Origin of the sequence: Stenotrophomonas sp. CC22-02, assembly GCF_004365115.1 — a bacterium.
Lineage (GTDB): Bacteria > Pseudomonadota > Gammaproteobacteria > Xanthomonadales > Xanthomonadaceae > Stenotrophomonas > Stenotrophomonas forensis.
Map to the genome: position 1 here is coordinate 1,613,747 of NZ_SOCO01000001.1, position 12,328 is coordinate 1,626,074.

Sequence of the window (12,328 nt, forward strand, 5' to 3'; positions counted from 1 at the left end):
GAGGTCCTTGAGCGGTTGCACGTGAGTTGGGTTAGACGCCCCCGACGTGCCCCGGGGGCGGCTCATGTCAGCGCTGCAACAGGCTGAGCACGTTCTGCGGTACCTGGTTGGCCTGGGCCAGCATGGCCGTACCGGCCTGCTGCAGGATCTGGGTGCGGGTCAGCTCGGCGGTTTCCTTGGCGAAGTCGGTATCGCGGATGCGGCTGCGCGAGGCCGACAGGTTCTCCGAGGAGGTTTGCAGGTTGGCTACCACCGAGGTGAAGCGGTTCTGGATCGCGCCGAGGTCGGCGCGGACGCTGTTGACCGATTCCAGGGCCTTGTCGACGATCGACAGCGCCTTCTGCGCGCCTTCGGCCGTGGTGACGTTCAGGTCCTTGACGAAGTTGGATGCAGCGCCGGTCAGCAGGCCGCCGTTGGTGCTGGTCTCGGTCAGGCCGAGGCCGGCGATGGTCGCCGCGGTGGCGCCGGTCGGCGGGGTGGCGGCGCTGACGCCCAGGGCGAAGGTCTGGCCGTCCTTGACCGAGGCCAGGCTGACCACGCCGGCATTGACCGAGGCCATGACGCCGGTTTCGCCCAGCTTGCCGTTGATCGCAGCGGCCGTGGCCGAGGTGATCGACTCGCCCGCCTTCACGGTGAAGTCGTTGATGGTGACCGTGGTGGCGGTGCCACCCGGCGGGGTCACCGAGATCTGCAGGCCGGAGTAGGTGGTGTCGGCGGTGGCCTTGTCGGCGGCTGCCAGGCTGGTGCCGGTGTAGCCGTTGGCGAAGGTGGCGGCGCCCAGCGAATCAGCCTTGGCGTTGACCACGCTGTTGATGGCGATGGCCTGGCCAGCGTTGGCACCGACCTGGAACAGCTGGCTGGTGAAGGAGCCGTCCAGCAGCTTGGTGCCGTTGAAGTCGGCCTGCTTGGCGACGCGGTCCACTTCGGACACCAGCTGGGTCACTTCGGCCTGCAGTGCCTTGCGGTCGCTGGAGGAATTGGTGGCGTTGGAGGACTGCACCGCCAGTTCGCGGATGCGCTGCAGGTTGTTGCCGACTTCGCTCAGGGAACCCTCGGCGACCTGGGCCAGCGAGATACCGTCGTTGGCGTTGCGGATGGCCACGTCCAGACCACGGATCTGGGTGGTGAAGCGCTCGCTGATGGCCAGACCGGCCGCGTCGTCCTTCGCGCTGTTGATGCGCAGGCCGGACGAGAGGCGCTGGATGGTGGTAGCGAGCGAGCTGCCGCTGGTGCTCAGGTTGCGCTGAGCGTTGAGCGACATCGTATTGGTGTTGATTACCTGTGCCATGGGGTCGTCTCCTCTTATATGGAACCCGTTGGTGAATGAAACGAAGCGCCGCCGGTTTTTTTGTGTGGCTGTGTGCTTCGCTGTTGCCAAATGAATAACGGCGCTTTGTCAACAACCTTTAGCCGTGAATTCCGCTGGAGCCGTAATTCGGTGCTGGAGGCTGTTTTTCCCGGGTTTTTCAGCCCTGGAGGGGCGTGAAGGCGACCCCGGGAAGGGGCGGTCGGGCAGGCCCGACCAGCGCTGATGAAGGTATCGGCGGAGCAGCGCCGGCCTTGATGGGCAATCACGGGTATTCCGCCGCAATGGGCATGGCGCCGGGCGCAGAAACGAAAAAGGCCGCGATGCAGGGCATCGCGGCCTTTCAGGGGTGACGCGAGGGAAGCGTCAGCGGATCTTGTTGAACAACGACATCGACTGCATCTGCGAGAAGATCGTCTGTGCCGCCTGCAGCGCGGTGCTCTGCAGCTGGTACTGGCTCAATGCATCGGCATAGTCCAGGTCACGCATCTGCGACAGCGTGGTCTTCAGGGTCACGCCGTTGGCCTCGCGCATGTCCGCGGCGTTGTCCAATGCCTTCAGCTGTGCGCCGCCTGCGGCACGCGAATCGATCATGCGTTCGGAGGCGCGTGCCACGTCGCGCAGGGCACTCTGCAGTTCGTTCTGCTGCGCGGACATCTTCGCGGTGGTACCGGTGTCGGCATCCAGCGCGGCGATCAGTTTGTCCATGGTGTCGAAGATGTCGCGGCTGCTCGCAGGCGTGACGTTGAAGCTGTCACCCGCAGCGGGCGCACCGGTGATCTGCAGGCGCACCCCGTTCACTTCCACGTTGTCACCGGCCTTGTAGGTGCCGGTACCGGTGACATTGCCCGCGCCATCCAGCACCTGGTACTGGTCGGCAGCGGTGAAGCGGATGCTGAAGGACTGCCCGTTCCAGCTGTCACTGCCGTCGCGGGTGACGTTGGTCAGCACGCCGTTGCCGGTGTTGCCAGCCGCCGCACCGCCATCGACAAAGCCATCGCCGGTGGGGATGCGCATGAAGATCTCGCTGCCGGGCAGCGCATCGCGCACGTAGGTATCCGGGCCGACCTCGATCTGGCGCTGGGTCTGGTCGCCCCGGTAGACCACCTTGCCGTTGATCTTGGCAAACGGCGGGTCACCGTCGTTGGTGCCGCCGAACACATAGCGGCCGGTACCATCGTCGGCGTTGGCCAGCGACAGCAGGCCATCGCGGATCTGGTTCAGCTCGGTGATCAGGGTCTTCTTGTCCGGTGCACTCAGCGCCGGATTGCTGGCCTGGATGGTCAGATCATTGACGCGCGCCATCAGGTCGTTGACCTGGGCCAGGGTGTTTTCCTGCACGCCCAGCCGGTTCTGCACGTTGCCGGCATTGAGCTTCATGCGGTCAAGCGCGGCCAGGCTGCGGTCAAGACCGACGGCGGCACCGGCGGCGACCGGATCGTCCTTGGCGCTGACGATCTTGCTGCCGGTGGCGATCTGCTGCTCCAGGTGGCTGAGCTTGGCCTGCTTGGCCATCATCAGCGACACGGACTGGTTGAACATCATGCTGGTGGAGATGCGGCTGCTCATCGGCGGACGGCTCCCAGGATGGTCTGGAACATGCTGTCGGCGGTGGAAATCAGCTGCGAGGCGGCCTGGTAGGCCTGTTGCAGGCGCAGCATGTCGGCCGCTTCCTCGTCCAGGTTGACCCCGGACACTTCATCGCGCGCTTCCTGCGCCTTGTCGTTGATCACCAGCTGCGCTTCCAGCGAGTACTCGGCCGAGCGGGCCGCGGCACCGACCTGGGTGGTCAGCCCGCCGAGGGCACCGTTCAAGGTGACCGTGCCGCTGTTGAACGCCTTGGCGCTCTCCACCTTGGCCAGCCGGGAGGCATTGCTGTTGTCCGACGAGCCGGCCGGGGTCGGGGTGATGTTGAAGGTGTCGCCGACCTTCGGCGCACCGTCCAGCACGAAGCTCCAGCCATTGGCGCTGATGGTCTGGCCCGGGGTGTAGGTCTGCGGCGGGCCACCATCGATGGTGTAGGTGGTGGCCGAGGTGAACACGATCGCGGCCGGATTGCGCAGGTTGGCGTTGGTCGAATCGCTGACGGTGACCCCGCTCAGCTTGCCGGTGCCGGTGTTGGACGTGGCGGCAGCACCCTTTACCGCCGCCGCGGCGGCGATGCGCGAGGGATCGGTGATCGCCACTTCCATGCTGCCGGCCACGCCTGCGGTGGGCTGCAGCAGGAATCGATCATTGGCAGCCGGGGTACCGCCGACCACCAGCTTGACGCCATTGATCACCAGCGGATCGGCGGCGGTGCCGGTACCGGTCAGCGGCACGTTGGCACCGGTGTCGGCGCGGCTGGCCTTCCACTGGGTGCCATCGAACTGCAGCACCACGTTCTGCGCGTCCAGCTTGCCCAGGTCGCCATAGGTGGCGCTGAGGCTGGCCGTACCGGTGTTGGCATTGTTGGCGGTGACGCGCGGATTGCCGATGTTGAAGAAATCACCGCCCAGCTGGCCATACATGTCCACACCCTGGTGATGGGTCTGGTTGAAGGTCTCGGCCAGGCCGACGGCTAGCTTGCCCAGTTCGGCCTGGGCCGGGGTCAGCACCGTGTCGCGGAATTCCAGCAGGCCGCCGATCTGGCCACCGACGGCCTTTGCGTCAAGCCGGATCGTGTTGCCCTGGGTCTCCAGCGCCAGCTGCAGGCGCTCGGGCTGGTAGGGGTCGGCCACGGTGGTGACCTTGGTCGCCGTGGTGCCCACCACCAGTGCGTTGCCGCCGGCGGTGTAGACATTCATGATGCCGCCGTCCTGGATCACCGCCGTGCCGCCGGTGTAGCCGATCAGCTGGGTGATCAGCTGGTCGCGGCGATCGAGCAGGTCCGGCGCGGCATTGGCGATGTTGGTGCCGATGGCGCCGTTGATCTGCGCGATTTCCTGCGCCAGGCGGTTGACCTCGGTGGCACCGGCCAGCAGGCCGTTGTTGACCTCGCCATTGAGGTTGTTCAGGTGCGTGTTGAGCTGCACGAAGCGGTTGGCCAAGGCCTTGCCGCCGTCGAGCATGTTCTGCCGGTCGGCGGTGCCGGAGGCGTTGGAGGACAGGCCGCTGACCGAGTCGAAAAAGTTCGACCAGACGCCGGCGATGTTGGTCGCGCCTTCCGAGAACAGCGAGTTGACCCGGTCGGCCATGCCGGAAAGCTGCTTCAGGCGTGCCAGTTCGCCGCTGCTGTCGAGCAGGCGCGAGATCGCCAGCTGGTCGGCGGTGCGGCGGATGTCGGTGATGCGGGTGCCGTTGCCGACCGTGCCATAGCCGTAGTTCTGCGGATCAGCGGTGGCGAAGTTGACCTTCTGCCGGCTGTAACCCGGGGTATTGAGGTTGGCCACGTTGTGGCTGGTGGTCGCCAACGCACGCTGGAAGGCGAGCAGGGCACCGGTACCGGTGGAAAGTACGCTGGACATGGGGTTCCTCAACGACGAGTGATACCCAGCGCCGCGGTTGCGGTGCTGGCGAAGGTCTGGCCAAGGCGCGAGCCGGCGTCGGCCACGGCGCTGACCGCGCGCTCGATGGTCGGGCCGCCGGCGATCGCGGCGATCTTGGCGGCGTAGCGTGGGTCGGTGGCATAGCCGGCACGCTGCAGGCCACGCGCGAAGCCCTGCACGTCGGTGCCGGCCTGCAAGGCCTGCTGGTAGCGCGGGCTGGTCTTCAACAGGCGCACGTAGTCGGCGAAGCTTTCGGCCGGCGAACTGTAGGCGCGGAAGCTGGCGGTCTCGTTGCGACGCACGCCATCGACATATTCATGGGTGCCGGCCACGGCACGCTGGCCGCTCCAGCCATTGGCCTTGATGCCGAACAGGTTGTGCGAGGTGCTGCCGTCGGCATGCTTGATGTGGCGCTTGCCCCAGCCGGTTTCCAGCGCGGCCTGGGCAACCAGCGCGCGGGCATCCACGCCGAGCTCCTTGGCCGCGCTCTGCGCGTGCTGCCATATGCTGGCGACGAAGCCCTCCGGGGTGTGCTCGCCGAGTTGGGCCACGGCGGTGCGGGTGGCCAGGGCATCGGCCGGGCTGATCGCGGTGCCGCGATTGCTGGCAGTGGCCGACCACTGGTCGCTGCCAGCCGCCCAGTCATCGCCCTGCAGGCTGCCGATGTAGGGATCGTCGGTGCCGAGCGAGCGGTGCATGCTGCTGCTCTCGCGGCCGGCAATCAGGTCCAGTGCCTGCTCCATCGGTGCCACCGCGGCCTGCGCGCCCGACTGTGCGCCGGCCGCCATCTGCTGCAGCAGGCGCACGGCCTGGCTGCCGTCTTCCAGCGGCAGCGACGGTGCGGGCCTGGCCGGTGCGTTCAGCTGGTAGGCGCGGCTGGCCTTGGCCGGGTCCACGCGGGTATCCAGCGCCGGGCCGTCGGCGGCCTGGCCGGACAGCTGTCGGCTGATCATGCCCGACAGGCCCAGGCCCTTGCCGCGCGTCATCGCCTCGGCAATCTTCTGGTCGTACATGTCGCGGAACATCTTGTTCTCGCCGGGGAACAGCGAATCGCCGAAGCTGGCGTCACGCATGCTCTTGACCAGCATCTGCGCGAACTGGCCTTCCAGCTGCCGCGCGACCTTGTCGATCTTGGCCGGATCGTTCTGTTGCGCCGGGTGCAGATCGAATGCGGGATTGATGCGCATGTCAGATCACCTCAAGCTCGGCACTCAGTGCGCCGGCCTGCTTCAGGGCTTCCAGGATCGCGATGAGATCGCCCGGCGCCGCACCCACGGCGTTCACCGCGTGCACGATCTCGTCCAGGGTGGTGCCGCCGCTGAACTTGAACATGCGGCTGCCGTCGTTGGTGGCGGTGATGGTCGACTGCGGGCTGGCCACGGTGCGGCCGCCGGACAGGGCATTGGGCTGGCTGACGTTGGTGTTTTCCTGGATTGTCACCGTCAGCGAACCATGCGAGATCGCGGCCGGGCCGACCCGGACCTGCTGGCCGATGACCACGGTACCGGTACGCGAATTGACTACCACCTTGGCCGGCGCGCTGCCCGGGGTCAGCTCCAGGTTCTCGATGCGGGCCAGCAGGCCGATGCGCGCGCCAGGATCGGTCGGTGCGGTGACCGCCACGGTCACACCATCGACCGCGCGCGCCGCGCCCTCGCCGAAGGCGTTGTTGAGTGCAGCGACCATGCGCGAGACGGTGGTGAAATCGTTGTTGTGCAGGTTCAGGGTGATGTCGCCGCCGTTGGCCAGCGGATCGGGCAGGGCGCGTTCCACGGTGGCGCCGTTGGGAATGCGGCCGACGCTGGGCACGTTCACCGAAACGCGGGAACCGTCCTTGCCCTGCGCACCGAAGCCGCCGACGATCAGGTTGCCCTGGGCAATCGCGTAGATCTGGCCATCGGCACCGCGCAGCGGGGCCATCAGCAGCGAGCCGCCACGCAGCGACACCGCATTGCCGATCGAGGACACGGTGATGTCGATCGGCTGGCCCGGCTTGGCGAACGGCGGCAGTTCGGCATGGATCGCCACCGCCGCCACGTTCTTCAGCTGCGGGTTGACGTTCGGCGGCACGTTGACGCCCAGCTCGCCGAGCAGGTTCTTCAGGCTCTGCACGGTGAACGGCGCCTGGCTGGTGCGGTCACCGCTGCCATCCAGGCCGACCACCAGGCCGTAGCCCACCAGCGCATTGCCGCGCACGCCACCGACCTGGGCCAGGTCCTTGATGCGCTCGGCGCTGGCCGGCGCAGCCATTGCCAGCAGAAGAAAGAATGATCCGTAGAGCGACGCGATGCGTCGCTGCCACGTAGAAGAGAAGAGAGCTTTCATGGCCATACTCAGAACGGCGTCAGGCCGGAGTTGAAGAAGCGGCTCAACCAGCCCATCGCGTTGGACTGCGCGACCGGGCCGCGTCCGCCGTAGACGATGCGGGCTTCGGCCACGCGGCTGGAGGGAATGGTGTTGTCCTGGCTGATGTCACCGGGGCGCACGATGCCCTGCACCTGCACCAGTTCGTCGCCCTGGTTCAGCCGCAGGTTCTTCTGCCCCTGCACCACCAGGTTGCCGTTGGGCAGGCGCTGCACCACGGTGACCGTGACGCTGCCCTGCAGCCGGTTGCTTTGCGCGCTGTTGCCCTTGCCGGTGAAATCACGCTTGCCGGTGGCCGACGCGCTGAGGATGTCCTTGCCGCCCAGGGTGACCGGCGCACCGAGGATCGAGGGCGTCCCCAGGTTGAGGTTCGACTCCTTGTTGGTGGCGGTGTTGGCACTGGTCTGCGCGGTGGTGTTTTCCAGCAGGGTGATGGTCAGCAGGTCGCCGACATCGCGTGCGCGACGGTCCGAATACAGCTGCAGGGTCGGGCCGGCAGCGTAGATCGCACCGGCAGTCGGCGCGGCCTGCGGCGGCATGATCGGCTGGATCGGCGCCATCGCCGCGTAGGGGCGCACGTCGCCGGCGATCACGCAGCCACCGAGCAGGGCGGCCACGGCGCAGGCGAGGGCAGTGCGGGCGAAGGTGGAAATGGGCGACATGGCGGTTTCCCGGTTGGGCCGGTCAGAGCTTGTTGTTGAGATAGCCGAGCATCGAATCGGTGGTGGAGATCGCCTTGGCGTTCATTTCGTAGGCACGCTGGGTTTCGATCATCGACACCAGCTCTTCCACCACGTTGACGTTGCTGCCTTCCAGCGCGCCCTGCACCACGGTGCCCAGGCCGTTGAGGCCGGGGTTGCCGTTCTGTGCCGGGCCGGAGGCGGTGGTTTCCAGGAACAGGTTCTCACCGCGGGCCTGCAGGCCCGCCGGATTGACGAAGTCGGTCAGGGTCAACGCACCCACTTCCACCGAGGCGGCGCCGTCGGCCATCTTCACGCTGATGGTGCCGTCGGTACCGATGGTCACCGACTGCGCGCCTTCGGGAATCTGGATGCCCGGCTGCACCGGATAGCCGCTGTTGGTGACCAGCTCGCTGTCCTGGTTGATCTTGAACGAGCCATCACGGGTGTAGGCGGAACTGCCGTCGGGCATCTGCACCTCGAAGAAGCCGCGGCCGTTGACCATCACGTCCAGGGCGCGGCCGGTCTGCTGCTGGCCACCCTGTTCGAAGTTCTTGGCGGTGGCCACCACGCGCACGCCGGTACCCAGCTGCAGGCCGGTTGGCAGCTGCGTCTGCGCCGACGAGGAACCGCCGGGCTGGCGCACCTGCTGGTACAGCAGGTCTTCGAAACTGGCACGGTCCTGCTTGAAGCCGGTGGTGTTGGTGTTGGCGAGGTTGTTGGAAACCACCGACATGCGCATCTGCTGCGCATCCAGTCCGGTTTTCGCGATCCACAATGCCTGGTTCATCTTCGGTGTCCTGTCTGGTGGAACCGGCCGCGCGATGCGGCCCTCGGTAGCGGGTGTGCAAGCGGTGTGCCAGCGCCGCGCTCGGGCGGCGCCGGAATTCCGTCAGCTGCCCAGGCGCAGCAGGCTGTTGGCGCTGCGCGCGTTGTCATCGCCGTGCTTGATCACCTGCACCTGCATTTCGTACTGGCGCTGCAGCTGGATCATCTGCACCAGTGCACCGGCGGCATCGACGTTGCTGCCCTCCAGCTGGCCGCTGTGCACGGCGGTACCCTGTGCGGGTGCGAACGGCTGTTGTGGGTCGGTGTTGCGGAACAGGCCATCGAGGCCGCGCTCGAGGCGCTCGTCCGGGGCCTGCACCACCTTGATCCGGCCGACCTGGGCCATGGTCTGCGGGCCTTCGCCCTGCGGGATGATCGAGATCGTGCCGTCGGCGCCGATCTCCATCGCCTGGTAGGGCGGAATGGCGATCGGGTTGTTGTTGTCATCCAGCACCGGGCGGCCGCTGGAGGTCACCAGCTGGCCGTTCGGCGTGACCGACAGTGCAGCGCCGCGTGTATAGGCTTCGCTGCCATCGGTGGACTGCACGGCCAGCCAGGTGCCGGTCTGCAGTGCAAGGTCCAGCGGCTTGCCGGTGATGTGCTGCGCGCCGGGCCGGCGGTTGAAGCCGGCGTCGACGTGCAGCGCATCCACCCGCGAGGCAAAGCCCGGGCCGCGGATCGGGAAGGCTTCGGTGTTGGCCAGCGCTTCCTTGAAGCCGGGGGTGTCCGAGTTGGCGAGGTTGTGGCTGAGCGTACCCTGCGCCTGCAGGGAGGCGCGGGCACCGGTCATCGCCACGTAAAGGGCTTTATCCATGCGGGGAGTTCCGTAGCAGGGTCAGCAGCTCATCAACGGATGTTGATGACGGTCTGGGTGATCTGGTCCTGGGTGGTGATCATCTGCGCGTTGGCCTGGAAGTTGCGCTGCGCGGTGATCATGTTGACCAGCTGCTCGGTGAGGTCGACGGTGGACGCTTCCAGCGAGCCGGCCTGGATCTTGCCGAGGTTGGAGGTGTCCGGCATGCCGGTACGCGGCGTGCCCGAGCTGAAGGTATCCACCCACAGGTTGTTGCCCTTCGACTCCAGGCCCTGCGGGTTGTTGAAGGTGGTCAGCGCGACCTGGCCCAGGGGCTTGTCGGCACCGTTGGAGTAGCGGGCGTAGACCACGCCGGTCTCCGACACGGTGATCTCGTTGAGCTTGCCGGCGGCATAGCCGTCCTGCTGGGTGTTGCGCAGGGCGAACTTCTCGCCGTACTGGGTCGAGCCGGTGATATCCAGCGTCATGTTCAACTGGCCAGCGCCGGTGTTGGGGGTGAAGGTGCCGAGGCTGACCTTGCCGTCCGTCGGTGCGGTCAGCTTGCCGCTGTTGTCGAAGGTGACCGGGGTCGGCGTGCCGGCCGGCTGGCCGTCCACGTAGTTGCGCACGGTCCACTCATTGGGGTTGGCGCCCTTGACGAAGTACGAGACCTGGATGTGGCTCACGCCCAGCGAGTCGTACACGGTGATGCCGCCGCTGGAGTGGTTGTAGGTGTTGGAGTCGGTCGGGTCGAAGGTGGTGACGGTCGGCGGCTTGGCGTTGGCCGGCAGGGTGAAGCCGACCTTCACTTCGCTGGTCTGCTTCGGCGCGCTGTCGGTGGTCAGCAGCTGCAGGTCGACGATGCGGCCGGAATCAAAGTTGGTGCCATCGGCATTCGGTGCGAACACCTGCAGGCGTGCGCCCTGCGGATTGACCACGAAGCCGGAGGCATCGGTCTGGAAGTTGCCGGCACGCGAATACACGCGGGTGCCGTTCATGTTCATGGTGAAGAAGCCCTCACCGGAAATGGCCATGTCCAGGCTGCGGCCGGTCTGTTCGTTGTGGCCCTGCTTGAACTGCTGGGCAACGTTGGAGACGCGCACGCCCGAACCCACGGCGTTCTTCGACAGGCCGTAGCCGGTGGCCGAGAACAGGTCGGCGAACTCGGCGCGTGACTCCTTGAAGCCGGTGGTGTTGACGTTGGCGACGTTGTTGGCAGTGACGCTCAGGTCGGAGTTGGCGGCATTGATGCCGGACAGCGAGACATTGAAGCCCATGGGATGCTCCTGGTAAGTGCGGGATGTGCGGCTCAGCTGACGCGGAGCACGTAGTCGATCGGGGCCGTGCCCAGGCCCTTGAGATTCAGGTACAGGCCGTCGGAACCGACGGTCACGCTTTCCACCGGGGCCTGCACGTAGGTGGACAGCTTGGTGCTCTTGCCGGCGGTGTCGACATGGTTGGCCACCACGCTGTACTTGCCGGGTTCCATGCGCTTGCCGTTGGCGTCCTTGCCGTCCCACTGGAAGGCGGTTTCGCCGGCGGCCTTGGCTTCCACGCTCAGCGAGGTGACCTTGGTGCCGTTGGCATCGGTGATGTCCACGGTGATGATGCCGGCCGAGGGTGCGGCGACCGTGCCTTCAACACTGCCTTCCTTCTCCAGCATCAGCTTTTCCGACGGCACCAGCACCTGGTGGCCGACCAGCGCCGCCCCACGCAGCACCTGGTCGCTGGCCATCGATTCCTGGAAGCCCTTCACCGTCTTGTTCAGATCGGTGATGCCCTGCACGGTCGACATCTGCGCCATCTGCGCGACCATCTGCGTGTTGTCCATCGGCTTCAGCGGGTCCTGGTGCTGCAGCTGTTCGGTCATCAGCCGCAGGAAGTCGGCCTGGTCGAGCGTGTTCTTCTTTTTCGTGGCGTTGCTGTTCGGAGCGTTCAGGCCGAGCGCGGCGTAGACGTCCTGGTTGGTCTGGTTGTTGACGGAGGTGGTCATGGCGGTATCCGGTACTGCGGGCCTCAGCGGCCCATGGTCAGGGTGGCCAGCGCCAGTTCCTTGGCCGTGGTCAACATCTCCACGCCGGCCTGGTAATTGCGCGAGGTCGAGATCAGGTTGACCATCTGCGCCACCGGATCGACATCGGGCTGGTAGATGTAGCCGTCGGCGTCGGCCAGCGGATGGCCCGGCTCGTAGCGCTTGATCGGCGCGGCCTCGCTCTGGGTGATCTCCTTCACCTTCACCGACGTGATGTTCGGATCGTTCTTGCTGGTGACGGCCTGGAAGATCGGCTCCAGCGGCTTGTACACGGCGTCGGCGGAACCGGCGACGGTGTCGGCGTTGGAGAGGTTGGAGGCGATGGTGCTCATGCGCACCGACTGCGCCTGCAGCGCGGAGCCGGCGATGTCGAAGATCGGCAGGTTGCTCATGGCTTATTGCCCCGTGATCGCGGTCAGCATGGAACGCACCTTGCTCTCGACGAAGCTGAGCGAGGCGCGGTACTCGAGCGCGGCACGGCCATAGGCGGCACGCTCGGCATCGGGATCGACGGTGTTGCCGTCCAGGCTGGGCTGCACGCCTTCGCGCGCGATCTGGAACGGGTTCAGGCCACTACTGATCTCGTAGTGCTGCTCGTGGGTGGTGGCCATCAGGCCATTGGCATCCTGCCCCTGGGCGTGGCGCAGGGCGGCGTCGAAGTCCAGGTCCTGGGCCTTGTAGCCGGGGGTGTCGGCATTGCCGAGGTTGCTGGCGATCAGCTTCATCCGCTGTTCGCGCAACGGCATGGCCTGGGCATGGACGCCCAGGTAGTCGGTAATCAGGTTGCGCACGGTGCACTCCCACGGGAACGTTGCCCGGGAAGCTGCAAGCGGTGTGCCAAACAGGGGAGGGTGGTGC

At 66.5% G+C, this 12,328-nt stretch carries 12 protein-coding genes; all 12 read right to left on the minus strand.

The window, feature by feature from the left end:
- Positions 1-67: 67 nt before the first annotated feature.
- Entirely contained in the window at positions 68-1,288 is a 1,221-nt protein-coding gene (locus tag N440_RS07555; protein WP_133934598.1) for a flagellin, read from the minus strand.
- 384 nt (positions 1,289-1,672) lie between these two features.
- Positions 1,673-2,875, minus strand: coding sequence for a flagellar hook-associated protein FlgL (gene flgL, locus N440_RS07560; protein ID WP_133934599.1), 1,203 nt, complete (start codon positions 2,873-2,875; stop codon positions 1,673-1,675).
- Positions 2,872-4,752, minus strand: coding sequence for a flagellar hook-associated protein FlgK (gene flgK, locus N440_RS07565; protein ID WP_053449680.1), 1,881 nt, complete (start codon positions 4,750-4,752; stop codon positions 2,872-2,874). Before flgK ends, flgL begins: the two co-directional genes overlap by 4 nt.
- Before the next feature lie 8 nt (positions 4,753-4,760).
- Entirely contained in the window at positions 4,761-5,960 is a 1,200-nt protein-coding gene (gene flgJ / locus N440_RS07570; protein WP_133934600.1) for a flagellar assembly peptidoglycan hydrolase FlgJ, read from the minus strand.
- A 1-nt stretch (position 5,961) separates the two neighbouring features.
- A complete protein-coding gene (locus tag N440_RS07575; protein WP_006443848.1) occupies positions 5,962-7,104 on the minus strand; it encodes a flagellar basal body P-ring protein FlgI in 1,143 nt (380 codons plus the stop codon).
- 2 nt (positions 7,105-7,106) lie between these two features.
- Positions 7,107-7,799: a flagellar basal body L-ring protein FlgH gene (gene flgH, locus N440_RS07580; protein WP_008266280.1), complete on the minus strand. Its 693-nt coding sequence runs from the start codon at positions 7,797-7,799 to the stop codon at positions 7,107-7,109.
- A gap of 22 nt (positions 7,800-7,821) precedes the next feature.
- Positions 7,822-8,607, minus strand: a complete 786-nt coding sequence (flgG, locus tag N440_RS07585) for a flagellar basal-body rod protein FlgG (protein ID WP_005409571.1) — start codon at positions 8,605-8,607, stop codon at positions 7,822-7,824.
- 102 nt (positions 8,608-8,709) lie between these two features.
- The gene (locus N440_RS07590) at positions 8,710-9,459 is read right to left on the minus strand and encodes a flagellar basal body rod protein FlgF (protein WP_008264506.1); all 750 of its coding nucleotides are present in this window, start codon (positions 9,457-9,459) and stop codon (positions 8,710-8,712) included.
- A gap of 32 nt (positions 9,460-9,491) precedes the next feature.
- A complete protein-coding gene (gene flgE / locus N440_RS07595; protein ID WP_053449682.1) occupies positions 9,492-10,715 on the minus strand; it encodes a flagellar hook protein FlgE in 1,224 nt (407 codons plus the stop codon).
- Positions 10,716-10,747: 32 nt separating this feature from the next.
- Positions 10,748-11,431, minus strand: a complete 684-nt coding sequence (locus N440_RS07600) for a flagellar hook capping FlgD N-terminal domain-containing protein (protein WP_008265722.1) — start codon at positions 11,429-11,431, stop codon at positions 10,748-10,750.
- A gap of 23 nt (positions 11,432-11,454) precedes the next feature.
- Positions 11,455-11,862, minus strand: a complete 408-nt coding sequence (flgC, locus tag N440_RS07605) for a flagellar basal body rod protein FlgC (protein WP_005416461.1) — start codon at positions 11,860-11,862, stop codon at positions 11,455-11,457.
- A gap of 3 nt (positions 11,863-11,865) precedes the next feature.
- Positions 11,866-12,261 (minus strand): flagellar basal body rod protein FlgB, encoded by a 396-nt coding sequence (flgB, locus tag N440_RS07610; protein ID WP_005409576.1) that lies wholly within the window; start codon positions 12,259-12,261, stop codon positions 11,866-11,868.
- Between the last annotated feature and the right edge of the window lie 67 nt (positions 12,262-12,328).

Excerpts from the sequence above, each read along its gene's own strand:
- N440_RS07555 (WP_133934598.1), bottom strand. The coding sequence starts at position 1,288 with ATGGCACAGGTAATCAACACCAATACGATGTCGCTCAACGCTCAGCGC.
- flgL (WP_133934599.1), bottom strand. The coding sequence starts at position 2,875 with ATGAGCAGCCGCATCTCCACCAGCATGATGTTCAACCAGTCCGTGTCG.
- flgK (WP_053449680.1), bottom strand. The coding sequence starts at position 4,752 with ATGTCCAGCGTACTTTCCACCGGTACCGGTGCCCTGCTCGCCTTCCAG.
- flgJ (WP_133934600.1), bottom strand. The coding sequence starts at position 5,960 with ATGCGCATCAATCCCGCATTCGATCTGCACCCGGCGCAACAGAACGAT.
- N440_RS07575 (WP_006443848.1), bottom strand. The coding sequence starts at position 7,104 with ATGGCCATGAAAGCTCTCTTCTCTTCTACGTGGCAGCGACGCATCGCG.
- flgH (WP_008266280.1), bottom strand. The coding sequence starts at position 7,799 with ATGTCGCCCATTTCCACCTTCGCCCGCACTGCCCTCGCCTGCGCCGTG.
- flgG (WP_005409571.1), bottom strand. The coding sequence starts at position 8,607 with ATGAACCAGGCATTGTGGATCGCGAAAACCGGACTGGATGCGCAGCAG.
- N440_RS07590 (WP_008264506.1), bottom strand. The coding sequence starts at position 9,459 with ATGGATAAAGCCCTTTACGTGGCGATGACCGGTGCCCGCGCCTCCCTG.
- flgE (WP_053449682.1), bottom strand. The coding sequence starts at position 10,715 with ATGGGCTTCAATGTCTCGCTGTCCGGCATCAATGCCGCCAACTCCGAC.
- N440_RS07600 (WP_008265722.1), bottom strand. The coding sequence starts at position 11,431 with ATGACCACCTCCGTCAACAACCAGACCAACCAGGACGTCTACGCCGCG.
- flgC (WP_005416461.1), bottom strand. The coding sequence starts at position 11,862 with ATGAGCAACCTGCCGATCTTCGACATCGCCGGCTCCGCGCTGCAGGCG.